Genomic DNA, 22,149 nt, shown 5'->3' with positions numbered 1-22,149 from the left:
GGGAGTTTCACCGTGGCTCGCAAGACACCACTAAATCGTTATCGCAATATCGGTATCGTTGCTCACGTTGACGCGGGTAAAACCACGACAACAGAGCGGGTACTGTTCTACACCGGTCTTTCCCACAAAGTGGGTGAGGTGCATGACGGTGCGGCGACCATGGACTGGATGGAGCAGGAGCAGGAGCGTGGTATTACTATCACCTCAGCTGCGACGACCTGTTTCTGGCAGGGCATGAGCAAGCAGTTCCCCGAGCACCGCATCAATATCATCGATACCCCCGGGCACGTTGACTTCACCATCGAAGTTGAACGTTCCTTGCGTGTACTCGATGGCGCCGTCGTTGTACTGTGCGGGTCTTCCGGCGTTCAGCCGCAGACCGAAACCGTATGGCGTCAGGCCAATAAGTACGAAGTGCCGCGTATGGTTTTCGTCAATAAGATGGACCGTACTGGTGCAGACTTCTTTATGGTCGTTGACCAGTTAAAAGAACGTCTCGGTGCTAATGCCGTACCGATCCAGATCAACTGGGGTACGGAAGAAAACTTTAAAGGCGTTATCGACCTGATTCAGATGAAAGCTATCCTGTGGGACGAGGATAACTTGGGTATGAATTATGATCTGGTCGATATTCCTGAAGAGCTGCAAGAAACAGCAGAAACCTACCGCGAGCAAATGATCGAAGCGGCAGCGGAAGGTTCCGACGAGCTGATGGAGAAGTATCTCGAAGGTGGTGAGTTGACTACCGAAGAGATCAAGGCGGGTCTGCGCGCACGCACGCTGGCTAACGAAATCGTCCTGATTACCTGCGGTTCGGCCTTCAAGAACAAGGGCGTTCAAGCGGTACTGGACTGCGTTATCGAGTACATGCCGTCACCCACCGAAGTTAAGGCGATTGAAGGCGAGCTTGACGACAAGGACGGCACCGTCGATACCCGTGAAGCGGACGACAATCAGCCGTTCGCCGCCCTGGCGTTCAAGATTGCCACCGACCCCTTCGTCGGTACCCTGACGTTTATCCGCGTCTACTCGGGCGTGTTGAACTCTGGTGACGGGGTGTACAACTCGGTCAAGAGCAAGAAAGAGCGTGTGGGTCGTATCGTTCAGATGCACTCCAACTCTCGCGAAGAGATCAAGGAAGTTCGTGCCGGCGATATCGCCGCTTGTATCGGTCTGAAAGATGTCACCACGGGCGATACCCTGTGCGATATCAATAACAAGATCGTGCTTGAGCGCATGGAATTCCCGGATCCGGTTATCTCGGTTGCCGTAGAGCCAAAATCTAAGGCTGACCAAGAGAAGATGGGCGTTGCGCTGGGCAAGCTTGCTCAGGAAGACCCCTCCTTCCAGGTCAAGACCGACGAAGAAACAGGCCAAACGATTATTTCGGGCATGGGTGAGCTTCACCTGGACATCCTCGTTGACCGCATGCGTCGCGAGTTTAAGGTGGAAGCGAACATCGGTAAGCCGCAAGTTGCCTACCGCGAGACCATCCGTGGCAGCGTCGAGCAAGAAGGTAAGTTCGTACGCCAGTCCGGTGGTCGTGGTCAGTACGGTCACGTTTTGCTGCGTATCGAGCCGCTAACGTACGAAGAGAAAGGTGAAGGGGATGACGAAATCTTCTTCAAGTTTAACTCTGAAATCGTGGGTGGTGTAGTTCCCAAGGAATACATCCCGGCGGTAGAGAAAGGGGCTTACGAGCAGCTGAAAAATGGCGTCATCGCGGGCTACCCGATGATTGATGTTAAAGTCACACTGTTCGATGGCTCTTACCATGACGTGGACTCCAACGAGACTGCGTTCAAGATTGCTTCTTCTATGGCAGTGAAAGAAGGTGCCAGGAAGGCCAAGGCCGTGCTGCTGGAGCCGGTGATGAAGGTCGAAGTCGTGACTCCCGAAGAGTTTATGGGTGACGTCATGGGCGACCTGAACCGTCGTCGCGGCCTGGTGCAGGGTATGGATGACTCTACTTCCGGTAAAGTTATCCGTGCAACGGTGCCGCTGGGTGAGATGTTCGGTTACGCAACCGATCTTCGCTCGCAAACCCAGGGCCGGGCGAGCTACTCTATGGAGTTCGCGAAGTACGATGAGGCGCCCTCCAGCGTCGTTGAAGCCGTCATCAACCAAAACGGTTAACCGTTAGCTAACGTAAAGAGGTTATAGCAGTGGCTAAGGAAAAATTTGAACGTTCCAAACCGCATATCAACGTCGGCACCATTGGTCACGTCGACCACGGCAAGACCACGCTGACAGCGGCCCTGACTCGTGTTTCCGCCGAAGTATTCGGCGGTGACTGGAGCGAGTTCGACGCCATCGACAATGCTCCGGAAGAGCGTGAGCGCGGTATTACTATCGCCACCTCGCACGTTGAGTATCAGTCTGAGACGCGTCACTACGCTCACGTCGACTGCCCGGGGCACGCTGACTACGTCAAGAACATGATCACCGGTGCTGCGCAGATGGACGGCGCAATCCTGGTATGTTCTGCCGCAGACGGCCCGATGCCGCAAACCCGCGAGCACATCCTGCTGTCTCGTCAGGTTGGCGTACCGTTCATCGTTGTGTTCCTGAACAAAGCGGACATGGTCGATGACGAAGAGCTGCTCGAGCTGGTAGAAATGGAAGTTCGCGAACTTCTAGACCAGTACGACTTCCCAGGTGACGACACGCCGATCATCACTGGTTCTGCGCTGATGGCGCTGAACGGTGAAGATGACAAGGGTATGGGTACAACCGCCGTTGCCAATCTGATCAAAGCGCTGGATGAGTACATCCCTGAGCCAGAGCGTGCTATCGACCAGCCGTTCCTGATGCCGATCGAGGACGTATTCTCTATCTCCGGCCGCGGTACTGTTGTAACCGGTCGTGTAGAGCGCGGTATCATCAAGGCAGGTGAAGAAGTCGAAATCGTCGGTATCAAAGATACCGTCAAGACCGTCGTTACCGGTGTTGAAATGTTCCGTAAGCTGCTCGACGAAGGTCGTGCAGGCGAGAACGTTGGCGCCCTGCTGCGTGGTACCAAGCGTGATGACGTTGAGCGTGGTCAGGTTCTGGCGAAAACCGGCACCATCACTCCGCACACCGTCTTCGAAGCAGAAGTCTACGTACTGTCCAAAGAAGAAGGCGGTCGTCACACGCCGTTCTTCAAGGGCTACCGTCCGCAGTTCTACTTCCGTACCACCGATGTCACCGGTACTTGTGAACTTCCGGAAGGCGTTGAAATGGTCATGCCGGGCGACAACGTTAAAATGGTTGTTACTCTGATCGCTCCGATCGCCATGGATGACGGCCTGCGCTTCGCTATTCGTGAAGGCGGCCGTACCGTCGGCGCGGGTGTTGTGGCCAAAATCATCAAGTAAGTATCTTGCTTGATTGATCAAGGGGGGCTCTTGCGAGCCCCCTTTTCTGCGCACCAATCGCAAATGTTTGACATGGGCTTTTGGCGTGCCTATAATGCGCATCCTTTGAATGCGTGGGTAGACGGCTCGCGCCGTCGACATCCATTGGAGTTTAGGGCAAATGCAGAACCAAAAGATTCGCATTCGGTTGAAAGCATTCGACCATCGCCTGATCGATCAGTCCACAGCGGAGATCGTTGAAACCGCTAAGCGTACTGGTGCTCAGGTTCGTGGTCCGATTCCGCTGCCGACCAACCGCGAGCGGTACACCATTCTGATCTCGCCGCACGTCAACAAAGATGCGCGTGACCAGTATGAGATTCGTACGCACAAGCGTGTGCTCGATATTGTTGAGCCGACTGAGAAAACTGTTGATGCGCTGATGAAGCTCGATCTCGCCGCCGGCGTAGACGTGCAAATCAAGCTCGACTAATCACACTAGACACTTGCGGCCCAGCGCTCATCGAACAAGCAGTGAGCAGCAGCCGCCGCGCCGTGAGGCGCTACACAACGTGCTAGTGGAATGCTCTGGAAAGGGCAGCCATAGCGGGTGATAGCCCCGTACACTATAGGAGACTGAGTATGACTATCGGTTTAGTCGGTACCAAGGCCGGGATGACCCGTGTCTTTACCGAAGATGGCGCGTCAGTGCCTGTGACCGTTATTGAAGTTGATCCTAACCGTGTTACACGCGTTAAATCTGTCGAGTCTGACGGTTACGCGGCGGTTCAGGTTACAACTGGCTCTCGTAAAGCCAAGCACCTCAGCAAAGCCCAAGCGGGTCAATTTGCTAAAGCAGGTGTTGAGGCTGGTCGTTCACTGATGGAGTTTCGTCTGGAAGATGGCGAAGAGGCTCCTGAAGTAGGCGGCGAACTCACCGTATCCCTCTTCGAAGCTGGTCAGATGATCGACGTGACCGGTACCTCCAAGGGTAAAGGCTTTCAGGGCGCCGTTAAGCGCTGGAATTTCCGTACCCAAGACATGACCCACGGCAACTCTCTGGCGCACCGCGCTCCAGGTTCTATCGGCATGTGTCAGACCCCGGGTCGCGTTTTCAAAGGCAAAAAGATGGCCGGTCAAATGGGCAATGTCCGTTGTACCGTGCAGAGCCTTGAAATCGTCCGTGTCGACGCCGAGCGCAACCTGCTGCTGATCAAGGGCGCCGTACCGGGTGCTACCGGTAGTGACGTTATCGTACGCAGCGCCGTGAAAGCTGGCTGAAGGGGATAATTACCAATGAATCTGAATCTTGCTGCAGGCGCGGGTACCGTTGAAGTAGCCGACGCCACCTTTGGCAAAGAATTCAACGAAGCGCTGGTTCACCAGGTCGTCACTGCCTATTTGGCTGGTGGTCGTCAAGGCACCCGCGCTCAAAAGAACCGTTCTGAAGTCCGTGGTGGTGGTAAAAAGCCCTGGCGTCAGAAAGGTACCGGTCGTGCACGTGCCGGTACTATCCGTTCACCGCTATGGCGTAGTGGTGGTGTCACCTTCGCGGCACGTCCGCAAGACTATACCCAGAAGGTGAACCGCAAGATGTACCGCGCAGCAATGCGTGCCATCTTGTCAGAGCTAGTACGTCAAGAGCGCCTGGTCGCGGTTGAAGAGTTCAACGTCGAAGCGCCGAAAACCAAGCAGGTCGCTGCCAAGCTGAAAGAGCTCAACCTTGAGAAAGTGTTGATCGTCACTGAAGACATTGACGAGAAGCTCTATTTGGCTGCACGCAACCTTCCTCATGTAGATGTGGTGGATGTTGCGGCCGCTGACCCGGTGAGCCTGGTTGCCTTTGATAAGGTCCTGGTCACCGTCTCCGCCCTGCGTAAATTCGAGGAGAAGCTGGCATGAACCAGGAACGCGTATTCAAGGTTCTGCTTGGACCGCACGTGACCGAGAAGGCCGCGATGGCTGCCGAGCGTAACCAGTACGTTTTTAAGGTAGCAAGCGATGCTACCAAGCCCGAGATCAAGAAAGCCGTTGAAGCATTGTTCGGCAAGAAGGTCAGTAACGTTCAAGCGCTGAACGTGAAGGGCAAAACAAAGCGTACTGCAAACGGCGTTGGCTTGCGTAAGGGTTACCGTAAAGCGTATGTGACCCTCGCTGCGGGTGAAACGCTCGAAGACTTCTCTGGCGCCGAATAAGGGCAGGAGTACGGATAATGGCAATCGTCAAGACCAAACCCACATCCGCCGGTCGTCGCCACGTCGTCAAGATCGTTGGTGAGGAACTGTACAAAGGCCGTGCTTATGCACCGCTTTTGGAAAAGCAGTCCAAGTCCGGTGGACGTAATAACTACGGTCGCATCACCACCCGCCACGTGGGCGGTGGTCACCGTCACCACTATCGGTTGATCGATTTCAAGCGCACCAAAGATGGCATTCCTGCCACCGTTGAGCGTCTGGAACACGACCCGAACCGCAGTGCGCACATTGCACTGCTGAAATACGCCGATGGCGAGCGTCGTTACATCATTGCACCGAAAGGTGTCAGCGCGGGTGCCGTGCTGGAATCTGGTGTTAACGCGCCCATCAAGAAAGGCAATGCCTTGCCGCTGCGCAATATCCCGTTGGGTTCTACCGTTCACGGTATTGAACTCAAGCCGGGTAAAGGCGCGCAGATTGCTCGCAGTGCCGGGACTAGCGCTCAGCTGGTCGCTCGTGAAGGTAACTACGCCACGCTGCGTCTTCGCTCCGGCGAAATGCGCAAAGTGTTGGCTGAGTGCCGTGCGACTTTGGGTGAAGTGAGCAACTCCGAGCACAGCCTGCGTCAACTTGGCAAGGCCGGTGCGAAGCGCTGGAGAGGTGTGCGTCCGACTGTTCGCGGTGTCGCAATGAACCCGGTGGATCACCCGCACGGTGGTGGCGAAGGCCGCACCAGCGGTGGTCGTAACCCGGTCACCCCATGGGGTGTGCCGACTAAGGGTTATAAGACTCGCAAGAACAAGCGCACCGACAAGCTTATCGTTCGTCGCCGCAAGGCCAAGTAACAGACATTAAGGGGTAACGGCTGTGCCACGTTCACTAAAGAAAGGTCCTTTCATTGACCTTCATCTTTTGAAGAAGGTCGAGGCTGCAGTGGAAAAGAACGACCGTAAACCGATCAAGACCTGGTCGCGTCGTTCGATGATCCTGCCAAATATGGTGGGGTTGACCATCGCAGTTCATAACGGTCGCCAACACGTCCCGGTGCACGTCTCCGAGGAAATGGTTGGCCACAAGCTAGGCGAATTCGCTGCCACTCGCACTTATCGCGGGCACGTAGCGGACAAGAAAGCCAAACGGTAAGCCAAAGAGGATTGAGAGATGGAAGTCACAGCTAAGCTGCGTGGCGCTCGTTTATCCGCCCAGAAGGCCCGTTTGGTGGCTGACCAGGTGCGCGGTAAACCTGTCGCCGAAGCACTCGACCTGCTGACCTTCTCACCGAAGAAGGCTGCCCAATTGGTCAAAAAAGTGCTTCAGTCCGCTATTGCAAACGCGGAAGAAAATAACGGCATGGATATTGACGAGCTGCGTGTCTCGACCATCTGCGTCGATGAGGGCATGACGCTCAAGCGTATCAAGCCGCGCGCCAAAGGGCGGGCGGATCGTATCTTGAAGCGCACCTGCCACATCACCGTCAAGGTAGCCGAGAAGTAGGAGTCGACCGATGGGTCAGAAAGTCAATCCAACAGGCATTCGACTGGGCATCGTCAAAGACCATGCTTCTGTCTGGTATGCCGAGCGCGGCGCCTATGCCGATAAGCTCAATAACGATCTCGAAGTGCGTAGCTTCCTGGAGCAGCGTCTTAAAAACGCCTCCGTTAGCCGCATTCACATCGAGCGTCCGGCGAACAACGCCCGCATCACCATTCACACTGCCCGTCCGGGTATCGTGATTGGTAAAAAAGGTGAAGATGTCGACCGTCTGCGTCGTGATCTCACCGAGATGATGGGTGTCCCTGTTCATGTGAACATCGAAGAAGTTCGCAAGCCGGAACTGGATGCCAAGCTAGTCGCTGCTAACGTAGCGGGCCAGCTCGAGCGTCGCGTGATGTTCCGTCGTGCTATGAAGCGCGCCGTGCAAAACGCAATGCGTCTTGGCGCTGGCGGCATCAAGATTCAGCTGTCAGGTCGTCTGGGTGGTGCTGAAATCGCACGTACCGAATGGTACCGCGAAGGTCGCGTTCCGCTGCACACGTTGCGTGCGGACATCGACTACGCCACTTACGAAGCTCACACCACCTACGGCGTTATCGGCGTCAAAGTGTGGATCTTCAAGGGTGAAATCCTCGGTGGTATCGAGGAAGTACGTGCCAAGGCTAAACAACAGCCTTCCGGCAACGCACCCAAGAAGAAAGGTTCCAGGTAAGGGGAGAGCGAGTCGATGTTACAGCCCAAGCGTTTGAAATTCCGCAAGATGCAGAAAGGCCGCAACCGTGGCCTAGCGCATCGCGGAAGCAAGATTAGCTTCGGGGAATATGGCCTGAAAGCTACCGGTCGCGGCCGCATTACTGCGCGCCAGATCGAAGCCGGTCGTCGTGCGATCACACGTCACGTTAAGCGTGGCGGTAAAATCTGGATCCGCGTCTTCCCTGATAAGCCGATCTCTAAAAAGCCGCTCGAAGTTCGTATGGGTAAAGGTAAAGGCTCCGTCGAGTACTGGGTCGCCCAGATCCAGCCGGGTCGGATCCTGTATGAGATCGAGGGTGTGTCGGAAGAGCTCGCTCGTGAAGCGTTTGAGCTTGCCGCACAGAAAATGCCCATATCCACCACCTTTGCGAAACGGACGGTGATGTGATGAAAGCCCAGGAAATTCGTGAAAAGTCCGCAGGAGAGCTCCATGAGCAGCTCCTCGAGCTACTCCGAGAGCAGTTCAACCTGCGCATGCAGAAGGCCACTGGCCAACTGAGCCAGACTCATCTGCTCAAGCAGGTCCGTCGGGATATTGCCCGTGTGAAGACTGTGCTCAACGAGAAGGCAGGTGATTGAGATGGCCGAAGAGAAAACAACGCGTACGCTCACCGGTAAAGTGGTGAGTGACAAGATGGACAAGTCCATCGTCGTTATGATCGAGCGTCGTGAGCGTCACCCGATCTACGGAAAATACGTTAAGCGCTCCACCAAGCTGCACGCCCATGATGAGGCGAACCAGGCGAAGGCAGGCGATACGGTTTCCATTCAGGAGTGCCGTCCGCTTTCCAAGTTGAAAGCCTGGACGCTCGTCGAGGTGGTCGAGCAGGCCAAGGGGTAATCCATGTGCCTGTTTAACCAGTGTAGTCAGATTAGGTTTGGAGAAAACCGATGATTCAGACTCAGACAATGCTGGATGTCGCCGACAACAGCGGAGCGCGCCGGGTGCAGTGCATCAAGGTGTTGGGCGGTTCACATCGCCGCTACGCTCGTATTGGTGACATCATCAAAGTAACGGTGAAGGAAGCCATTCCGCGTGGCAAGGTCAAAAAAGGCCAAGTCATGAAAGCGGTTGTGGTTCGGACCCGTAGTGGCGTCCGTCGTAGCGACGGTTCGCTGATCCGTTTCGATGGAAATGCGGCGGTTTTGTTGAATAACACCAACGAACAGCCAGTCGGTACTCGTATTTTCGGGCCGGTCACTCGTGAACTTCGTAACGAGAAGTTCATGAAGATCATTTCCTTAGCGCCTGAAGTGCTGTAAGGAGCGAGGCGGATATGCAAAAAATCAAACGTGACGATGAAGTCATCGTCATCGCCGGGAAGGATAAGGGCAAGCGTGGCACTGTTAAGCGGGTATTAGAAAACCGCTTCTTGGTGTCCGGTGTGAACATGATTAAACGTCACACCAAGCCAAATCCCATGGCGGGAAATCAGGGCGGTATCGTCGAGCGTGAGGCTCCGATTCACGCGTCCAACGTAGCCATCTTCAATTCGGAGACCGGTAAGGCGGATCGCGTCGGCTTCCAAGTGAAGGAAGACGGTACCAAGGTACGTATCTACAAGTCGACGCAGACGCAGATCGACGCCTAACGCGAGTCGGGTAGCACAATGGCGAACTTGAAAGAACGTTATCAAAACGAGGTAGTAGCTCAGCTCAAAGAGCAGTTTAGCTATGCCAACGTAATGCAGGTGCCGCGCATCACGAAAGTGACGCTTAATATGGGCATCGGCGACGCGGTCAGCGATAAAAAGCTGATCGATAATGCCATCGGTGATCTGGAGATGTTGTCCGGTCAAAAGCCGTTGGTGACCAAGGCACGTAAGTCCATCGCGGGCTTTAAGGTACGTGAAGGTTGGCCGATTGGTATCAAGGTGACCCTGCGCGCAGAGCGCATGTGGGACTTCTTGGACCGTTTGGTGAACATTGCGATTCCTCGCGTGCGTGACTTCCGCGGTCTTAACCCGAAGTCTTTCGACGGTCGTGGCAACTACTCCATGGGTGTGCGTGAGCAAATCATCTTCCCGGAGATCGAGTATGATAAAATCGATCGTATCCGGGGGTTGGATGTCACCATCACTACTACCGCCAACACCGACGAGGAAGGTCGCGCGCTTCTAACCGCGCTGAACTTCCCGTTCAAGAAATAAGGGTTGGATCATGGCAAAGAAAAGCATGGTAGAACGTGAGCTTAAGCGCACGAGGTTGGTCGAGAAATACGCGGCCAAGCGCGCTGAACTCAAGGCAATTATCATCGATGTGAACACTTCTGAGGAAGATCGCTTCGAGGCGACGCTTAAGCTGCAGCAACTGCCGCGCGACTCAAGCCCGGTACGTCAGCGTAACCGCTGCCGTATCACCGGTCGTCCGCACGGTTTTTACAACAAGTTCGGTCTAGGCCGTAACAAGCTGCGTGAAGCCGCCATGCGTGGCGACGTTCCCGGACTCAAAAAGTCCAGCTGGTAACGCCACGTAGAATCATCAGGAGCGCACATTAAATGAGCATGCAAGACACTCTGGCGGATATGTTTACCCGTATCCGCAATGCGCAGATGGCCACCAAGGAGACGGCAACCATGCCGTCCTCCAAGTTGAAAGTGGAAGTGGCCCGCGTGCTGAAAGAAGAGGGCTACATCACCGAATTCACGGTGACTGAAAGCACCAAGCCCGAACTAACCGTAACGCTCAAGTATTTTGAGGGTAAACCGGTTATCGACCATATCCAGCGGGTTTCCAAGCCGTCCCTGCGCCGTTACATGGGCAAGGACAACCTGCCTAAGGTCGCCGATGGCATGGGTATTGCGATTGTTACCACCTCTAATGGGGTGATGACCGATCGTGCTGCTCGCCAGGCGGGTGTTGGTGGCGAAGTCATCTGCACCGTATTCTAGGAGGCTGGAATGTCCCGCATAGCGAAATATCCGGTTAAAGTGCCTGCCGGCGTTGAGATTAAAATTGACGCTGACCAGCTGACCGCCAAAGGCGGCCAAGGCACGCTATCAATGACCATTAACCACGATGTGGTAGTGGCTCAAGAAGATGGCCAGCTGACCTTCGCCCCGAGCGAATCTGCCAAAAGCTGGGCAATGGCCGGTACAACCCGCGCCTTGGTTCAGAATCTGGTGACGGGCGTATCCGAGGGTTTTACAAGGACTCTCGAAATTGTTGGCGTCGGTTATCGTGCCCAAGTTAAGGGCCAGACGCTCAATCTTTCACTGGGCTTCTCGCACCCGGTCGACTACGAACTGCCGAAAGGTGTCTCAGCGGAAACGCCGAAGAACACCGTGATCGTGCTGAAAAGCGCGGACAAACAGCAGCTCGGCCAGTGCGCCGCGGAAATCCGCGCCTTCCGTCCCCCCGAGCCGTATAAAGGCAAGGGTGTCCGGTACGCCGACGAGCAGGTGCGTCGCAAAGAAGCCAAGAAGAAGTAAGGCAGGGTTATGAACGCGAAGAAAGAATCTCGTCTCCGTCGTGCCCGCCGCGCTCGCGCCAAGATCCGCGAGCTGGGCGTGTATCGCCTGTGCGTCAACCGTACCCCGCGTCACATCTATGCGCAGATTATCTCGCCGGATGGTGGCAAAGTGCTAGCCAGTGCTTCTACGCTGGACAAAGCACTGCGTGAGGGTGCGACTGGTAACTCAGAAGCGGCCACGAAAGTGGGCGAACTGATTGCCAAACGCGCTAAAGAAGCAGGCATCACCCAGGTGGCCTTCGATCGTGCTGGCTTTCGGTATCACGGTCGCGTCAAGGCGCTGGCCGACGCCGCGCGTGAAGGCGGCCTGGAATTCTAAAGGGTTTTTACGATGGCGAAGAACGAACAGCAAAGCGGTGATCTGCAGGAAAAACTCGTGCAGGTCAACCGCGTCGCCAAGGTGGTCAAAGGTGGTCGTATTTTCGGCTTCACCGCACTGACCGTCGTTGGTGATGGTAAAGGTCGTGTCGGTTTCGGTCGTGGTAAGGCGCGTGAAGTGCCTATCGCGATTCAGAAAGCGATGGATCAAGCTCGTCGCAACATGGTCAAGGTCAACCTATCAGGCCACACGCTGCAATACCCGGTTAAAGCCCGTCACGGTGCTTCCAAGGTATACATGCAGCCGGCGTCTGAAGGTACCGGCATCATCGCCGGTGGTGCTATGCGCTCTGTACTAGAGCTCGCTGGCGTCCATGACGTATTGGCCAAGTGTTACGGTTCCACCAACCCGGTTAATGTTGTACGCGCTACCGTAAACGGTCTCGCGTCCATGCAAGCACCGGAAGACGTGGCCGCCAAGCGCGGTCTGTCTGTCGAAGCGATCACGGGGTAAGACACCATGGCAGCAACGATCAAGGTTACCCAGATCCGCAGCACCATCGGCGTTTTGCCCAAGCACAAGGCTACGATGAGTGGTCTGGGTTTGCGTCGCATCGGTCATTCGGTTGAGCTGGAAGACACCCCTGCCGTACGCGGCATGATCCACAAGGTAAACTACCTTGTGCGCGTTGAGGGAGAGTAATCCATGAAACTCAATACCTTGAGCCCGGCAGCGGGCTCTAAACACGCTGAAAAGCGTGTTGGTCGTGGTATCGGCTCCGGTCTGGGTAAGACCGGCGGCCGTGGCCACAAAGGCCAGAAAGCACGCAGCGGTGGCAGCGTTAAGCCAGGTTTCGAAGGCGGTCAGATGCCGTTGCAGCGTCGTCTGCCGAAATATGGTTTTACCTCGGCTAAGTCGATGGTGTCTGAAGAAGTGCGCCTGGCGGAACTTGCCCAGGTAGCCGGTGACGAAGTCACTTTGGACACGCTAAAGCAAGCCAACGTGCTGAAGGATGCAACGCAAAACGCGAAAATCATCCTTTCTGGCGAACTGAAAAAAGCGGTTACCGTTCGCGGCATCAAGGTCACCAAAGGTGCCCGTGAAGCGATCGAAGCCGCTGGCGGCAAGGTAGAGGACTAAATGGCCAAGTCAGGAAACATGCCGGCGATGGGCAGCGGTCTGAGTGAACTGTGGGCGCGTTTGCGCTTCGTGCTCCTCGCCATCGTGGTGTACCGTATCGGTGCCCACATTCCCGTTCCCGGTATCAATCCTGACCAGCTTGCTGCCTTGTTTAGGGAGCAACAGGGCACCATTCTGGGCATGTTTAACATGTTCTCAGGTGGTGCTCTGGAGCGCATGAGCGTCCTCGCCTTGGGCATAATGCCGTATATCTCGGCGTCGATTATCATGCAGCTGATGACTGCGGTCTCCCCACATCTTGAACAACTCAAGAAAGAGGGCGAGGCCGGCCGCCGCAAGATTAGTCAGTACACCCGCTACGGCACGGTGTTACTGGCGTTTATTCAGGCTGTCGGTATGTCCGTCGGTTTGGCTAGCCAAGGTATCGCGTATACCGCTGACTTTAGCTTCTATTTTACTGCGGTGATTACGTTTGTATCCGGCGCGGTATTTATGATGTGGCTAGGTGAGCAGATTACCGAAAAAGGTATCGGCAACGGTATTTCGTTGCTGATCTTTGCCGGTATCGTGGCTGGGTTGCCCAGTGCAGTAGGTCAGGCGTTTGAACTGGCTCGCAATGAAGGGGCTTGGAACGTACTGCCGCTGTTAGCGCTTACCGTACTGGGTGTTGCCACCGTGGCCTTCGTGGTGTTCATTGAGCGTGGCCAACGCCGCCTCAAAGTGAATTATCCGCGTCGCCAGGTCGGCAACAAGATGTACGCAGGGCAAAGCAGCTACTTGCCGCTGAAAGTGAACATGGCTGGGGTTATTCCCGCTATCTTTGCTTCCAGTATCCTGCTCTTCCCGGCCTCTATTGGTCAGTGGGTAGGCGCAGGCGATGGCATGGAGTGGTTGCAGCGCGCCTCGCAGGCATTAGGCCCTGGTCAACCGCTTTACATCTTGCTTTTTGGTGCGGCAGTGGTATTCTTCTGCTTCTTTTACACAGCGCTGGTCTTCAATCCTAAGGATGTAGCTGACAATCTGAAAAAGTCAGGTGCCTTCCTGCCGGGTATTCGTCCGGGCGAGCAGACCGCTCGTTACATCGACAAGGTCATGACACGTCTGACCCTGTTCGGTGCCTTGTATATCACTGCGGTTTCCCTGATGCCCCAGTTCCTGATCGTAGCGTGGAACGTGCCGTTCTTCTTTGGCGGTACCTCGCTATTGATTGTGGTAGTGGTCATCATGGACTTCATGGCTCAGGTGCAATCGCATCTCATGTCGCATCAATATGACTCGGTGATGAAGAAGTCCAACCTGAAAGGCTACGGTAGTGGCGGCATCATGCGCTAACGCGCGCCGTCCGTATTGGAGAGAACGATGAAAGTTCGAGCTTCCGTAAAGAAAATGTGCCGTAACTGCAAGATCATTCGTCGCAATGGCGCTGTTCGCGTCATCTGCATCGAACCACGGCACAAGCAGCGCCAGGGTTAATTTCCTGGTCTGTATTAAGCGGGTGCCGGCATACCCCTTGCCTTCGGGCAGCTAAAGGGGGTATGCTGTTGCGCCTTTTAAAGATGATTAACGAGCAAGCCGCTCAAATTTCGGAGTAAGCTGATGGCCCGTATTGCAGGCGTCAATATCCCGGACAACAAGCATGCGGCGATCTCGCTGACCTATATCTTCGGGATTGGCCGTACTCGTGCAGAGCACATCTGTGCTGCTGCCGGTATTGCCATGAATGCCAAGATTCAGGACCTGTCTTCTGAAGAAGTCGACACCCTGCGTTCTGAAGTTGGTAAGTACACCGTAGAGGGCGACCTTCGTCGTGATGTCACGCTTAACATTAAGCGTCTCATGGACTTGGGTTGCTTCCGTGGTCTGCGTCATCGTCGTAGTCTTCCGCTGCGTGGTCAGCGGACTAAGACTAACGCGCGTACCCGTAAGGGCCCGCGTAAGCCGATCCGCAAATAACACGCACGTTCTGGCGTAAAGACAGGAATAGACATCAACATGGCTAACCCGCGTAGTAACCGTAAAAAGGTTAAAAAGCAGGTAGTGGATGCCATTGCGCATATCCATGCCTCTTTTAACAACACGATCGTGACGATCACAGACCGCCAGGGCAATGCTCTTTCATGGGCAACTGCCGGTGGTTCGGGTTTTCGTGGTTCTCGCAAGAGCACCCCGTTCGCTGCTCAAGTGGCAAGTGAACGTGCAGCAACTGCTGCAGCCGAGTATGGTGTGAAAAACGTCGACGTGCTGGTCAAAGGCCCAGGTCCCGGTCGTGAATCCGCCGTGCGCGCACTGAATGCCGCCGGCTTCCGCGTGCAAAGCATTATCGACGCGACGCCCATTCCCCATAATGGCTGCCGTCCGCCGAAGAAACGCCGCGTTTAAGGAGACAGATTCATGGCCCGTTATATTGGACCGAAGTGCAAATTGTCTCGTCGTGAAGGCACCGACCTCTTTTTGAAGAGTGGTGTGACTCCCTTCGAGAAAAAGTGTAAATCCGAGCAGATCCCGGGTGTACACGGCCAGCGTCGTCAGCGTCTTTCAGACTACGGCTTGCAGCTTCGCGAGAAGCAAAAAGTGCGTCGTATGTACGGCGTACTCGAAAAGCAGTTCCGTAACTACTACAAAGAAGCCGCTCGCCTGAAAGGCGCGACCGGTGAGGTATTGTTGCAGTTGCTCGAATCCCGACTGGATAACGTCGTCTACCGTATGGGCTTCGGCTCGACTCGCTCTGAAGCGCGTCAGCTGGTCAGCCACAAGGCGATTGCCGTGAACGGTCGCACCGTTAACGTGGCTTCCTACCAAGTGAAGCCGGGTGACGTTGTGTCCATTCGCGAGAAGGCGAAGAACCAGGTCCGCATCCAAACCGCGTTGTCTATTGCGGCCAACCGTGGTGATGTGGCGTGGATCGAAACCGACGCCAAGAAGATGGAAGGCACTTACAAGGCTCTGCCTGAACGCGGTGACCTGTCTGCCGACATCAACGAAAACCTGATCGTCGAGCTGTACTCCAAGTAAGCAGCGTTAACTAACTAGTCTCTGCTTCTTGAAGCCCGGGCGGTTCTCCGCCCGGATTCTCCTGAGTACAAAGTATCCGTTTGGCAGCCTGATAGGTGTTCATATGCAGCGTTCAGTGACAGAGTTTCTCCGTCCTCGTGACATCAAGGTCGAAGAAATCAGCGCACATCACGCCAAAATCGTTCTCGAACCGTTCGAGCGTGGTTTTGGTCACACCCTGGGGAATGCACTGCGCCGCATTCTGCTTTCGTCTATGCCCGGCTGTGCCGTGGTAGAGGCTGAAATTGCGGGTGTCGAGCACGAATATAGTGCCCTCGAAGGGGTGCAGGAAGATGTCATTGAAATCCTCCTGAACTTAAAAGATGTTGCGATCAAGATGCACAGCCGCGATGAGGCGGTGCTCTCGCTGAACAAGCAGGGCCCAGCCGTCGTCACCGCTGGCGACATTGCGCTTGATCATAGCGTCGAAATCGTCAACCCGGACCACGTCATTGCACACGTCAATGAAGGTGCCGAGCTGAAAATTCAGCTTAAGGTAGCGCAGGGTCGTGGTTACGAACCGGCTGACGTGCGTGGTTCTGATGAAGAATCCCGCGCTATTGGCCGCCTGCAGCTGGATGCCACCTTCAGCCCTGTCCGCCGTGTTTCCTACGCGGTCGAGGCTGCTCGTGTCGAGCAGCGTACCGACCTCGATAAGTTGATTATCGATCTGGAAACCGACGGTACCCTGGATCCGGAAGAGGCTATCCGTCGCAGTGCGACCATTCTGCAAGAGCAGCTGGCCGCCTTCGTCGACCTGGAAGCAGATAAAGAACAGGAAGTCGAAGAGGAAGAGGATCACGTTGATCCGATCCTATTGCGCCCCGTAGACGATCTTGAGTTGACCGTTCGCAGCGCGAACTGCCTAAAAGCCGAGAATATCTATTACATCGGTGATCTGATTCAGCGCACAGAAGTTGAGCTGTTGAAGACCCCGAATCTCGGCAAGAAATCCTTGAACGAAATTAAGGATGTATTGGCGGCGCGCGGCTTGTCCCTCGGCATGCGGTTGGAAAATTGGCCGCCGGCTAGCCTGAAGGACGACAAGGCCTCCGCGTGAGTGTCGACTCGAGTCCCAGTTTGGTAAGGAATCACAACCATGCGTCATCGTAAGAGTGGTCGTCATCTGAATCGTACCAGCTCGCATCGGCAGGCCATGTTCAAGAACATGTCTGTCTCGCTGGTCGAACATGAAGTTATTAAGACAACCCTGCCCAAAGCCAAGGAATTGCGTCGCGTTATCGAGCCGCTAATCACCTTGTCTAAGCAGGACAGCGTTGCCAACCGTCGTTTGGCGTTTGCCCGCACGCGCTCTAAAGAAGCCGTCGGCAAATTGTTCAACGAGTTGGGTCCGCGTTACGCCGAGCGTCCGGGCGGTTACGTCCGTATTCTCAAGTGCGGCTACCGCACCGGCGACAACGCGCCCATGGCGTTCGTTGAGCTTGTCGATCGTCCGGTGGTTGAAGAGGCGGCCGCAGAAGAGTAATCCGCTTCTGTTTCGCCCCGTCAACGCCAAAACCGACCCCTGTGGGTCGGTTTTTTTATGTCGCCGATTAGTCACTTCAGCGTATATACTCAAGCCGTTAGCCTGACACTGGGATCAATCAGGTCGCGTTGGTTTAAAATAAAACGAAGGGGGCGGATATGACAACAAAGCGATGGGGCCACAGCCGGCACAGATCGGTAGGCGCGCTGATTTTAGGCGTGCTGCTTATCGTGATAACACTGCCCCTTCAGGCCGACAATCCGCGCTATGCCGGGATGGTCGTCGATTTGGACGAAGGCGAAGTGCTTTATGCTGAAAACGAGGATGAGCGCCGCTATCCCGCCTCGTTGACCAAAATAATGACCCTTTATCTGACCTTTGAAGCCCTTGATGAGGGACGGTTAGCGCTAGATCAGCCGCTGCCGGTTTCCTCCCAAGCAGCGTCAATGCCGGCTTCCAAACTATGGTTATCGGCCGGTAGTTCGATACTCGTCGATGAGGCGATCCGCGCCTTAGTGGTGCGCTCAGCCAATGATGTGGCGGTGGTGATGGCTGAGGCCCTGGGCGGTAGTGAGCGGCGCTTTGCTCAGTTGATGACCCAAAAAGCCCGTGAGCTAGGCATGCGCAACACCATCTTTCGCAACGCCTCTGGGCTCCCCGACGACCGGCAGATTACCACGGCACGCGATATGGTGACGCTAGGGGTACGCGTTATGCAGGACTATCCCGATTATTATCATTATTTTTCGCTGCAAGAATTTACCTATCGCGGCACCAAGCACACCAGTCATAATCGCTTAGTGCGTAACTATCCCGGCGCGGATGGCTTAAAAACCGGCTTTATTCGCGCGTCAGGGTTTAATGTGATCACCACGGCTACCCGGGGTGATCGTCGTCTTATGGGCATCGTCATGGGCGGTTTTACCTGGCGCTCGCGCGATAAGCATATGGCTAACTTGTTGGATCGTAGCTTTGTTCGAGCGTCACTTCTCGACCAGCCCAATTGGCTTGCGGATGTTAACTTCGCCGCTGATTATATGGCGTTTCCGCCGACGGCTACGAGCACACCCCCCATGGAAGAAGCGCCTGTTGTGGCAACTTACACGCCTGAAACGGCGCCATTTGAGCGTGCTCAGCCAACACGAACCGAGCCGCCGCAGGTAGATCCGCTGCAAGCCTTTATCGAGCGTGAGCGGGCCATGGCCGCGCGCGCCACTGCCGCCGGGGGTTGGGGCATCCAGGTGGGGGCCTTTAGTCAAGAAGACAAAGCTCAGCGTTACGCCCGCCAGGCTGCCGCCTATTTACCCCGTGATGTAGCGGGGCAGGTAGCGGTAGATGCGCCGATTGGCCCAAGCCGCGTGTTTCGGGCTCGGCTTATGGCGTTGGAAGAGCAACAGGCTCGCCAAGCCTGCGACCAATTACGCTCCCGGGGGATGGACTGTTTAGTCGTTAATGCGAGCTTGTAAGGCGTTGAACTCATATCCCGCCGGCGATCTCGCCGGCGGTTTTTTTATGAAGCGGAGGTGGCGATGACTGCATCGTTCAAAGGCATTTTGTTTATGTGCCTGGGCGTGCTGTTTCTAGCGTTGGGTGACGCCGTCTCAAAGTGGCTGGGCGAAACCCATTCGCCGCTGCAGATTATCTTTTTTCGTGCGTTGGTGTCGCTGCCGCTGATTGCCCTGTTGGCGTATTTTTCCGGAGGGTTGCGTAAATTGCGCACTCGCCGACCTGGCGTGCACTTGCTGCGCGGGCTCATCTACACCGCGACCATGGTGTGCTTTGTGTTTGGCTTAACGCTGCTTCCACTGGCGGAGGCAACTGCCATCGCGTTTGTTGCACCACTTTTCGTCACGCTGCTGTCCGTCCCTTTGTTGGGAGAAAAAATAGATCCCCCGGTTTTGATTGCTTCATTAACCGGGTTTGTCGGTGTGCTGATCGTCGTACGCCCCGGGGGCGAAGCGTTCCAAGCGGGCGCGCTGGTATTGGTCGGCGCGGCGTTTTTCTATGCGCTGATGATGATAACCGCCCGCCGCTATGGCGGCCGCGAGCATTTATGGGCCATGGTGTTTTATATGACCACCGTGCCGTTGGTCGTCACCGGCATCAGTTTGCCGTGGGTGTGGCAGACCCCCCAGCCTTGGCATTGGCTGGGTTTTTTATTCTCTGGAATATTGGGCGTGGGCGCGACAGCCAGCATAACCATGGCGTTTCGTCACGCACCGGCGGCGATTGCCGCGCCCTTCGACTACACCGCCATGCTTTGGGCTGTGCTGTTGGGCTGGTGGATCTGGGGCGAATTGCCGGATATGTGGGTATGGGTAGGCAGCGCACTGATCATGGCAAGTGGCTTGGCGATTGCCTATCATGACCGTCGAACGACCCTAAAACGCCGCCCGACGGCGTAACACAGCCAAGTTATGCGTACGCGTATTGAAACTCGCGCGCCGCTTGCTCGGGATCCGGCTGCCCGCAAATAGCTGAAATAACGGCTATCCCCTGGGCCCCGGCGCGCCGTACCGCACTGACGTGGGTGGCATTGAGTCCGCCAATGGCCACGCTGGGCAACGGGCAGGCGTTTGCCAGGGAAGCAAGGCCACCGAAGCCAATCGGCTGGGCGTGATCCTGCTTGCTGGAAGTGGCGAAGATCGGGCCAATCCCCACGTAGTTAAGTTGGTCGGTGGGCGCGTCAAACATCTGATCCACGTTGTTAATCGACAGCCCCAATATGGCCTGCGGCCCCATTGCCGCCCGTGCTTGCTGAACTGCCGTATCACTTTGACCGATGTGTAGGCCATCCGCCTGGCTGGCAAGGGCGACCTTAAGCCGGTCGTTAATAATCAAGGGGACACCGCTGCCTGCCAGCAAGGCTTTCAAGCGGCGCGCTTGATCCGTCATCTGCGCATCGCTGGCCTGCTTATCGCGCAGCTGCACCATGCTCACGCCACCGCGAACCGCCTCGTAAACGGTACGTTCGAGGCCATAAGGTTGGCACAGCGTGGCATCGGTAACTAAATAAAGCGACAGATCAAGCGGCATGGGTCATCTCCCGTTGGGCAAAGTGGCTGAGCGCGTCGGGGGTAAGCTGATAAAGCGCGTCCAAAAAGGCAACGTAAAAACTCCCTGGCCCTGCGGCGATCTCACCGGCGTGGCGACCGGCCATGGCAAAACACGTCACGGCGGCGCTACTGGCGCGTAATGCATCGTCCTGGTTGGCGGCCACAAACGCCGCCAATAAGGCGCTAAGCCCGCAGCCTAACGTCGTGACCCGTGGCATCAGCGGGTGTCCGCCGTTAATTAGGTAACGTTGGTGGCCATCGGTGACTATGTCTTGCTCACCGGTCATGGCGACAATGCAGCGATGCTGCCCTGCGAGCGCCATGGCGGCGTCGAGTGCATCATCGGTAGCCGCGGTCGAATCCACTCCCCGGCCTGCGTGAGCCAGCCCATGGAGCGCGAGTACTTCAGAGGCGTTGGCGCGAATCACGCTGGGTTGGTAGGTCAATAAGTCGGCGCAGACCTGCCGGCGATAGTCGGTGGCCCCGACGGCGACAGGATCTAACACCCAGGGGGTGCCACGCTCATGTGCCGTGCGCGCGGCAATCAGCATGGCGTCTACCCAGTGCGGTGAAAGCGTGCCGATATTGATGGAAAGCGCGCCGGCCATCGCGGTGAATTCGGCGACTTCTTGTTGGGCATGCAACATGGCAGGCGACGCGCCAGTCGCCAGCAACAGGTTGGCGGTGCTGTTCATGGCCACAAAATTGGTGATGCAGTGAACCAACGGGGTGGTGTCGCGGACGGATGATAGGTAACTGCCCAGCGGGGGGTGCGTCATGGTTTCCTCCCAACGTGGGAGGTGGTGATGGCTCACCACGACTCCCTACGCCGGTATTAGCCGGTTCAGGTGATGAGGGTGCTTCTCAGCTCGTTAGGTTACGAGCGCCCCTGTCGTCACTACACTATCCGTGGCTTTTGCAACGCTGTAAAGCCCCGGAAGGGAGGTCTAGCGAAACGCGATGCGAGTGCCGTAGGTAAGCATTTCGTCAGGCGTCATAGCTTTACCTTCAACGCCGATCATTTCATCGCCACACTGGTCAGCAAACGTCAGTACGCCGTGTGTTAAGCCAAGTTCACCCAGCGTGTCGCGTATTTCCCCGGTGCCAAGGAAAGTGCTGACATGACCCTGGGCATCAGACAAGTCGGATACGCCATTGGCATGATGAAAACGCACTTTATAAATACCGTCCATGGATTCCACTTCCACAATCGGCGAGAAACCATTGCGTATTGCCTGGGATAGCTGCTTCAAGGTTATGTGATCGCCAAGAGCCATATCAATCGAGGTCATGACCTACTCCTGATGGAACCGCCTGCTTTGGACATGGATATTCTGTACAAAAGTGATAATAGAAGTGTAGAGCAGTTGCATAGAATATCCAGCCTGACCACCGGCACGCTAATGCACGGCATCCAACGCATGCTGGCGTAACGTCACCATCCCGATGATATCTAGGGTTTTCTGGTTAGTGCCCGATAAAATGACCGGGGGCGCCAAGCCTGCTTCCGCCGCTTCCAGCCAGCGTGAGGCACACAGGCACCAACGATCGCCGGGCTGCAACCCAGGAAAACCAAACTCAGGCCGCGGCGTCACCAGGTCATTGCCCTGGGCCAGCGAAAAGGCGAGGAATTCCTCGGTTAGCATGGCGCATACTGAGTGAACCCCGGCATCATCCGCGCCAACGCGGCAAAATCCGTCGCGGTAAAAGCCGGTTTTGGGCGCATGGCAGCACGGCGTGAGCGGTTCACCCAGTACATTGAGATCGCGGGCCATAAAGCCTCCTTCAGGTTTAGGGCTGGAATTTTTGTCGACTGCCCTCATGATGGAGCGACAGTCATCGTTG

The 22,149-nt window shown here is 55.8% G+C and carries 36 protein-coding genes and 1 riboswitch; of the genes, 32 read left to right on the top strand and 4 right to left on the bottom strand.

The features are described 5' to 3' along the window. The first annotated feature begins 12 nt into the window (after nucleotides 1-12). From fusA to BLR97_RS06110, 32 genes are all read left to right on the top strand, one after another. Entirely contained in the window at nucleotides 13-2,136 is a 2,124-nt protein-coding gene (gene fusA, locus BLR97_RS06265) for an elongation factor G (protein WP_089703595.1), read from the top strand. Nucleotides 2,137-2,165: 29 nt separating this feature from the next. Next, nucleotides 2,166-3,359, top strand: a complete 1,194-nt coding sequence (gene tuf, locus BLR97_RS06260) for an elongation factor Tu (RefSeq protein ID WP_089703593.1) — start codon at nucleotides 2,166-2,168, stop codon at nucleotides 3,357-3,359. A 160-nt stretch (nucleotides 3,360-3,519) separates the two neighbouring features. Next, nucleotides 3,520-3,831 carry a 30S ribosomal protein S10 gene (gene rpsJ / locus BLR97_RS06255; protein WP_009098983.1) on the top strand — a complete coding sequence of 104 codons (312 nt, stop codon included), beginning with the start codon at nucleotides 3,520-3,522 and terminating at the stop codon, nucleotides 3,829-3,831. Between the two features lie 149 nt (nucleotides 3,832-3,980). Next, nucleotides 3,981-4,619, top strand: a complete 639-nt coding sequence (rplC, locus tag BLR97_RS06250; RefSeq protein WP_089703591.1) for a 50S ribosomal protein L3 — start codon at nucleotides 3,981-3,983, stop codon at nucleotides 4,617-4,619. 15 nt (nucleotides 4,620-4,634) lie between these two features. Continuing rightward, entirely contained in the window at nucleotides 4,635-5,240 is a 606-nt protein-coding gene (gene rplD / locus BLR97_RS06245; protein WP_089703589.1) for a 50S ribosomal protein L4, read from the top strand. Further along, a complete protein-coding gene (gene rplW / locus BLR97_RS06240) occupies nucleotides 5,237-5,533 on the top strand; it encodes a 50S ribosomal protein L23 (protein WP_089703587.1) in 297 nt (98 codons plus the stop codon). The genes rplD and rplW overlap by 4 nt, the downstream gene beginning before the upstream one ends. 17 nt (nucleotides 5,534-5,550) lie before the next feature. Further along, nucleotides 5,551-6,378: a 50S ribosomal protein L2 gene (gene rplB / locus BLR97_RS06235; RefSeq protein WP_089703584.1), complete on the top strand. Its 828-nt coding sequence runs from the start codon at nucleotides 5,551-5,553 to the stop codon at nucleotides 6,376-6,378. 22 nt (nucleotides 6,379-6,400) lie between these two features. Then, complete coding sequence (gene rpsS / locus BLR97_RS06230; RefSeq protein ID WP_027337511.1) at nucleotides 6,401-6,676, top strand: 30S ribosomal protein S19; 276 nt, start codon at nucleotides 6,401-6,403, stop codon at nucleotides 6,674-6,676. An 18-nt stretch (nucleotides 6,677-6,694) separates the two neighbouring features. Then, nucleotides 6,695-7,027 (top strand): 50S ribosomal protein L22, encoded by a 333-nt coding sequence (gene rplV / locus BLR97_RS06225; protein ID WP_009098995.1) that lies wholly within the window; start codon nucleotides 6,695-6,697, stop codon nucleotides 7,025-7,027. Between the two features lie 10 nt (nucleotides 7,028-7,037). After that, entirely contained in the window at nucleotides 7,038-7,739 is a 702-nt protein-coding gene (gene rpsC / locus BLR97_RS06220) for a 30S ribosomal protein S3 (RefSeq protein ID WP_089703581.1), read from the top strand. A 15-nt stretch (nucleotides 7,740-7,754) separates the two neighbouring features. Then, nucleotides 7,755-8,168: a 50S ribosomal protein L16 gene (gene rplP / locus BLR97_RS06215; protein WP_089703579.1), complete on the top strand. Its 414-nt coding sequence runs from the start codon at nucleotides 7,755-7,757 to the stop codon at nucleotides 8,166-8,168. Continuing rightward, the gene (gene rpmC, locus BLR97_RS06210; protein WP_066318563.1) at nucleotides 8,168-8,359 is read left to right on the top strand and encodes a 50S ribosomal protein L29; all 192 of its coding nucleotides are present in this window, start codon (nucleotides 8,168-8,170) and stop codon (nucleotides 8,357-8,359) included. Before rplP ends, rpmC begins: the two co-directional genes overlap by 1 nt. Nucleotide 8,360: 1 nt before the next feature. After that, on the top strand, nucleotides 8,361-8,621 hold the full coding sequence (rpsQ, locus tag BLR97_RS06205; RefSeq protein WP_089703577.1) for a 30S ribosomal protein S17: 261 nt from the start codon (nucleotides 8,361-8,363) through the stop codon (nucleotides 8,619-8,621). A 50-nt stretch (nucleotides 8,622-8,671) separates the two neighbouring features. After that, complete coding sequence (gene rplN, locus BLR97_RS06200) at nucleotides 8,672-9,043, top strand: 50S ribosomal protein L14 (RefSeq protein WP_089703575.1); 372 nt, start codon at nucleotides 8,672-8,674, stop codon at nucleotides 9,041-9,043. 14 nt (nucleotides 9,044-9,057) lie between these two features. After that, nucleotides 9,058-9,372, top strand: coding sequence for a 50S ribosomal protein L24 (rplX, locus tag BLR97_RS06195; RefSeq protein ID WP_007111996.1), 315 nt, complete (start codon nucleotides 9,058-9,060; stop codon nucleotides 9,370-9,372). Nucleotides 9,373-9,390: 18 nt separating this feature from the next. Then, nucleotides 9,391-9,930, top strand: a complete 540-nt coding sequence (rplE, locus tag BLR97_RS06190) for a 50S ribosomal protein L5 (protein ID WP_085917617.1) — start codon at nucleotides 9,391-9,393, stop codon at nucleotides 9,928-9,930. 10 nt (nucleotides 9,931-9,940) lie between these two features. Further along, nucleotides 9,941-10,246 carry a 30S ribosomal protein S14 gene (gene rpsN, locus BLR97_RS06185; protein WP_089703573.1) on the top strand — a complete coding sequence of 102 codons (306 nt, stop codon included), beginning with the start codon at nucleotides 9,941-9,943 and terminating at the stop codon, nucleotides 10,244-10,246. 32 nt (nucleotides 10,247-10,278) lie between these two features. After that, the gene (rpsH, locus tag BLR97_RS06180; protein WP_089703572.1) at nucleotides 10,279-10,671 is read left to right on the top strand and encodes a 30S ribosomal protein S8; all 393 of its coding nucleotides are present in this window, start codon (nucleotides 10,279-10,281) and stop codon (nucleotides 10,669-10,671) included. A 9-nt stretch (nucleotides 10,672-10,680) separates the two neighbouring features. Further along, nucleotides 10,681-11,211, top strand: a complete 531-nt coding sequence (gene rplF / locus BLR97_RS06175) for a 50S ribosomal protein L6 (RefSeq protein ID WP_089703570.1) — start codon at nucleotides 10,681-10,683, stop codon at nucleotides 11,209-11,211. Nucleotides 11,212-11,220: 9 nt separating this feature from the next. After that, the gene (gene rplR, locus BLR97_RS06170) at nucleotides 11,221-11,571 is read left to right on the top strand and encodes a 50S ribosomal protein L18 (RefSeq protein ID WP_089703568.1); all 351 of its coding nucleotides are present in this window, start codon (nucleotides 11,221-11,223) and stop codon (nucleotides 11,569-11,571) included. A gap of 12 nt (nucleotides 11,572-11,583) precedes the next feature. Next, the gene (gene rpsE, locus BLR97_RS06165; protein WP_089703566.1) at nucleotides 11,584-12,084 is read left to right on the top strand and encodes a 30S ribosomal protein S5; all 501 of its coding nucleotides are present in this window, start codon (nucleotides 11,584-11,586) and stop codon (nucleotides 12,082-12,084) included. A gap of 6 nt (nucleotides 12,085-12,090) precedes the next feature. After that, entirely contained in the window at nucleotides 12,091-12,273 is a 183-nt protein-coding gene (gene rpmD, locus BLR97_RS06160) for a 50S ribosomal protein L30 (RefSeq protein WP_027337522.1), read from the top strand. 3 nt (nucleotides 12,274-12,276) lie between these two features. Then, nucleotides 12,277-12,711: a 50S ribosomal protein L15 gene (gene rplO / locus BLR97_RS06155; protein ID WP_089703564.1), complete on the top strand. Its 435-nt coding sequence runs from the start codon at nucleotides 12,277-12,279 to the stop codon at nucleotides 12,709-12,711. Next, on the top strand, nucleotides 12,712-14,043 hold the full coding sequence (gene secY / locus BLR97_RS06150; protein WP_089703562.1) for a preprotein translocase subunit SecY: 1,332 nt from the start codon (nucleotides 12,712-12,714) through the stop codon (nucleotides 14,041-14,043). Nucleotides 14,044-14,070: 27 nt separating this feature from the next. Continuing rightward, nucleotides 14,071-14,184, top strand: a complete 114-nt coding sequence (gene rpmJ / locus BLR97_RS06145; RefSeq protein WP_009099023.1) for a 50S ribosomal protein L36 — start codon at nucleotides 14,071-14,073, stop codon at nucleotides 14,182-14,184. 123 nt (nucleotides 14,185-14,307) lie between these two features. Continuing rightward, a complete protein-coding gene (gene rpsM / locus BLR97_RS06140; RefSeq protein WP_089703560.1) occupies nucleotides 14,308-14,664 on the top strand; it encodes a 30S ribosomal protein S13 in 357 nt (118 codons plus the stop codon). A 39-nt stretch (nucleotides 14,665-14,703) separates the two neighbouring features. Further along, nucleotides 14,704-15,090 carry a 30S ribosomal protein S11 gene (gene rpsK / locus BLR97_RS06135; protein ID WP_089703558.1) on the top strand — a complete coding sequence of 129 codons (387 nt, stop codon included), beginning with the start codon at nucleotides 14,704-14,706 and terminating at the stop codon, nucleotides 15,088-15,090. 12 nt (nucleotides 15,091-15,102) lie between these two features. After that, entirely contained in the window at nucleotides 15,103-15,723 is a 621-nt protein-coding gene (gene rpsD / locus BLR97_RS06130) for a 30S ribosomal protein S4 (RefSeq protein ID WP_089703556.1), read from the top strand. Between the two features lie 103 nt (nucleotides 15,724-15,826). After that, a complete protein-coding gene (locus BLR97_RS06125; protein ID WP_089703554.1) occupies nucleotides 15,827-16,822 on the top strand; it encodes a DNA-directed RNA polymerase subunit alpha in 996 nt (331 codons plus the stop codon). A gap of 39 nt (nucleotides 16,823-16,861) precedes the next feature. Next, on the top strand, nucleotides 16,862-17,248 hold the full coding sequence (gene rplQ / locus BLR97_RS06120) for a 50S ribosomal protein L17 (RefSeq protein ID WP_089703552.1): 387 nt from the start codon (nucleotides 16,862-16,864) through the stop codon (nucleotides 17,246-17,248). Between the two features lie 158 nt (nucleotides 17,249-17,406). Continuing rightward, entirely contained in the window at nucleotides 17,407-18,714 is a 1,308-nt protein-coding gene (locus tag BLR97_RS06115; RefSeq protein ID WP_089703550.1) for a D-alanyl-D-alanine carboxypeptidase family protein, read from the top strand. A 63-nt stretch (nucleotides 18,715-18,777) separates the two neighbouring features. Beyond that, nucleotides 18,778-19,653: a DMT family transporter gene (locus BLR97_RS06110; RefSeq protein WP_089703548.1), complete on the top strand. Its 876-nt coding sequence runs from the start codon at nucleotides 18,778-18,780 to the stop codon at nucleotides 19,651-19,653. Nucleotides 19,654-19,663: 10 nt separating this feature from the next. On the opposite strand, the gene thiE is transcribed toward BLR97_RS06110, so the two are convergent. The 4 genes from thiE to BLR97_RS06090 all read right to left on the bottom strand — a co-directional run bounded on the left by thiE (nucleotide 19,664) and on the right by BLR97_RS06090 (nucleotide 22,079). Then, the gene (gene thiE / locus BLR97_RS06105; protein WP_089703546.1) at nucleotides 19,664-20,284 is read right to left on the bottom strand and encodes a thiamine phosphate synthase; all 621 of its coding nucleotides are present in this window, start codon (nucleotides 20,282-20,284) and stop codon (nucleotides 19,664-19,666) included. Beyond that, nucleotides 20,274-21,083 carry a hydroxyethylthiazole kinase gene (thiM, locus tag BLR97_RS06100; RefSeq protein WP_089703544.1) on the bottom strand — a complete coding sequence of 270 codons (810 nt, stop codon included), beginning with the start codon at nucleotides 21,081-21,083 and terminating at the stop codon, nucleotides 20,274-20,276. Before thiM ends, thiE begins: the two co-directional genes overlap by 11 nt. Before the next feature lie 25 nt (nucleotides 21,084-21,108). Next, nucleotides 21,109-21,205, bottom strand: a riboswitch (TPP riboswitch). Between the two features lie 46 nt (nucleotides 21,206-21,251). Further along, on the bottom strand, nucleotides 21,252-21,596 hold the full coding sequence (locus BLR97_RS06095) for a hypothetical protein (RefSeq protein ID WP_089703542.1): 345 nt from the start codon (nucleotides 21,594-21,596) through the stop codon (nucleotides 21,252-21,254). A gap of 108 nt (nucleotides 21,597-21,704) precedes the next feature. Beyond that, the gene (locus BLR97_RS06090; protein WP_089703540.1) at nucleotides 21,705-22,079 is read right to left on the bottom strand and encodes a DUF2237 family protein; all 375 of its coding nucleotides are present in this window, start codon (nucleotides 22,077-22,079) and stop codon (nucleotides 21,705-21,707) included. Nucleotides 22,080-22,149 lie beyond the last annotated feature (70 nt).

Source organism: Vreelandella arcis (assembly GCF_900103865.1).
Taxonomy (GTDB): Bacteria; Pseudomonadota; Gammaproteobacteria; order Pseudomonadales; family Halomonadaceae; genus Vreelandella; species Vreelandella arcis.
Note: the sequence above shows the minus strand (reverse complement) of the source record. Positions and strands in the feature narration are given on the sequence as shown.

What these genes read in the sequence shown, in the direction of transcription:
- rplX (WP_007111996.1), top strand. Translation starts at nt 9,058, where the DNA reads ATGCAAAAAATCAAACGTGACGATGAAGTCATCGTCATCGCCGGGAAG.
- rpsH (WP_089703572.1), top strand. Translation starts at nt 10,279, where the DNA reads ATGAGCATGCAAGACACTCTGGCGGATATGTTTACCCGTATCCGCAAT.
- BLR97_RS06125 (WP_089703554.1), top strand. Translation starts at nt 15,827, where the DNA reads ATGCAGCGTTCAGTGACAGAGTTTCTCCGTCCTCGTGACATCAAGGTC.
- rplW (WP_089703587.1), top strand. Translation starts at nt 5,237, where the DNA reads ATGAACCAGGAACGCGTATTCAAGGTTCTGCTTGGACCGCACGTGACC.
- rpsC (WP_089703581.1), top strand. Translation starts at nt 7,038, where the DNA reads ATGGGTCAGAAAGTCAATCCAACAGGCATTCGACTGGGCATCGTCAAA.
- BLR97_RS06110 (WP_089703548.1), top strand. Translation starts at nt 18,778, where the DNA reads ATGACTGCATCGTTCAAAGGCATTTTGTTTATGTGCCTGGGCGTGCTG.
- rplF (WP_089703570.1), top strand. Translation starts at nt 10,681, where the DNA reads ATGTCCCGCATAGCGAAATATCCGGTTAAAGTGCCTGCCGGCGTTGAG.
- BLR97_RS06095 (WP_089703542.1), bottom strand. Translation starts at nt 21,596, where the DNA reads ATGACCTCGATTGATATGGCTCTTGGCGATCACATAACCTTGAAGCAG.
- rpmD (WP_027337522.1), top strand. Translation starts at nt 12,091, where the DNA reads ATGGCAGCAACGATCAAGGTTACCCAGATCCGCAGCACCATCGGCGTT.
- BLR97_RS06115 (WP_089703550.1), top strand. Translation starts at nt 17,407, where the DNA reads ATGACAACAAAGCGATGGGGCCACAGCCGGCACAGATCGGTAGGCGCG.
- thiE (WP_089703546.1), bottom strand. Translation starts at nt 20,284, where the DNA reads ATGCCGCTTGATCTGTCGCTTTATTTAGTTACCGATGCCACGCTGTGC.
- rplV (WP_009098995.1), top strand. Translation starts at nt 6,695, where the DNA reads ATGGAAGTCACAGCTAAGCTGCGTGGCGCTCGTTTATCCGCCCAGAAG.
- rpsE (WP_089703566.1), top strand. Translation starts at nt 11,584, where the DNA reads ATGGCGAAGAACGAACAGCAAAGCGGTGATCTGCAGGAAAAACTCGTG.
- rpsD (WP_089703556.1), top strand. Translation starts at nt 15,103, where the DNA reads ATGGCCCGTTATATTGGACCGAAGTGCAAATTGTCTCGTCGTGAAGGC.
- rplP (WP_089703579.1), top strand. Translation starts at nt 7,755, where the DNA reads ATGTTACAGCCCAAGCGTTTGAAATTCCGCAAGATGCAGAAAGGCCGC.
- rplD (WP_089703589.1), top strand. Translation starts at nt 4,635, where the DNA reads ATGAATCTGAATCTTGCTGCAGGCGCGGGTACCGTTGAAGTAGCCGAC.
- rplE (WP_085917617.1), top strand. Translation starts at nt 9,391, where the DNA reads ATGGCGAACTTGAAAGAACGTTATCAAAACGAGGTAGTAGCTCAGCTC.
- rpsK (WP_089703558.1), top strand. Translation starts at nt 14,704, where the DNA reads ATGGCTAACCCGCGTAGTAACCGTAAAAAGGTTAAAAAGCAGGTAGTG.
- thiM (WP_089703544.1), bottom strand. Translation starts at nt 21,083, where the DNA reads ATGACGCACCCCCCGCTGGGCAGTTACCTATCATCCGTCCGCGACACC.
- rplC (WP_089703591.1), top strand. Translation starts at nt 3,981, where the DNA reads ATGACTATCGGTTTAGTCGGTACCAAGGCCGGGATGACCCGTGTCTTT.
- secY (WP_089703562.1), top strand. Translation starts at nt 12,712, where the DNA reads ATGGCCAAGTCAGGAAACATGCCGGCGATGGGCAGCGGTCTGAGTGAA.
- rplQ (WP_089703552.1), top strand. Translation starts at nt 16,862, where the DNA reads ATGCGTCATCGTAAGAGTGGTCGTCATCTGAATCGTACCAGCTCGCAT.
- rpsQ (WP_089703577.1), top strand. Translation starts at nt 8,361, where the DNA reads ATGGCCGAAGAGAAAACAACGCGTACGCTCACCGGTAAAGTGGTGAGT.
- rpmJ (WP_009099023.1), top strand. Translation starts at nt 14,071, where the DNA reads ATGAAAGTTCGAGCTTCCGTAAAGAAAATGTGCCGTAACTGCAAGATC.
- BLR97_RS06090 (WP_089703540.1), bottom strand. Translation starts at nt 22,079, where the DNA reads ATGGCCCGCGATCTCAATGTACTGGGTGAACCGCTCACGCCGTGCTGC.
- rpmC (WP_066318563.1), top strand. Translation starts at nt 8,168, where the DNA reads ATGAAAGCCCAGGAAATTCGTGAAAAGTCCGCAGGAGAGCTCCATGAG.
- rpsM (WP_089703560.1), top strand. Translation starts at nt 14,308, where the DNA reads ATGGCCCGTATTGCAGGCGTCAATATCCCGGACAACAAGCATGCGGCG.
- rplO (WP_089703564.1), top strand. Translation starts at nt 12,277, where the DNA reads ATGAAACTCAATACCTTGAGCCCGGCAGCGGGCTCTAAACACGCTGAA.
- rpsJ (WP_009098983.1), top strand. Translation starts at nt 3,520, where the DNA reads ATGCAGAACCAAAAGATTCGCATTCGGTTGAAAGCATTCGACCATCGC.
- rplN (WP_089703575.1), top strand. Translation starts at nt 8,672, where the DNA reads ATGATTCAGACTCAGACAATGCTGGATGTCGCCGACAACAGCGGAGCG.
- rpsN (WP_089703573.1), top strand. Translation starts at nt 9,941, where the DNA reads ATGGCAAAGAAAAGCATGGTAGAACGTGAGCTTAAGCGCACGAGGTTG.
- rplB (WP_089703584.1), top strand. Translation starts at nt 5,551, where the DNA reads ATGGCAATCGTCAAGACCAAACCCACATCCGCCGGTCGTCGCCACGTC.
- rplR (WP_089703568.1), top strand. Translation starts at nt 11,221, where the DNA reads ATGAACGCGAAGAAAGAATCTCGTCTCCGTCGTGCCCGCCGCGCTCGC.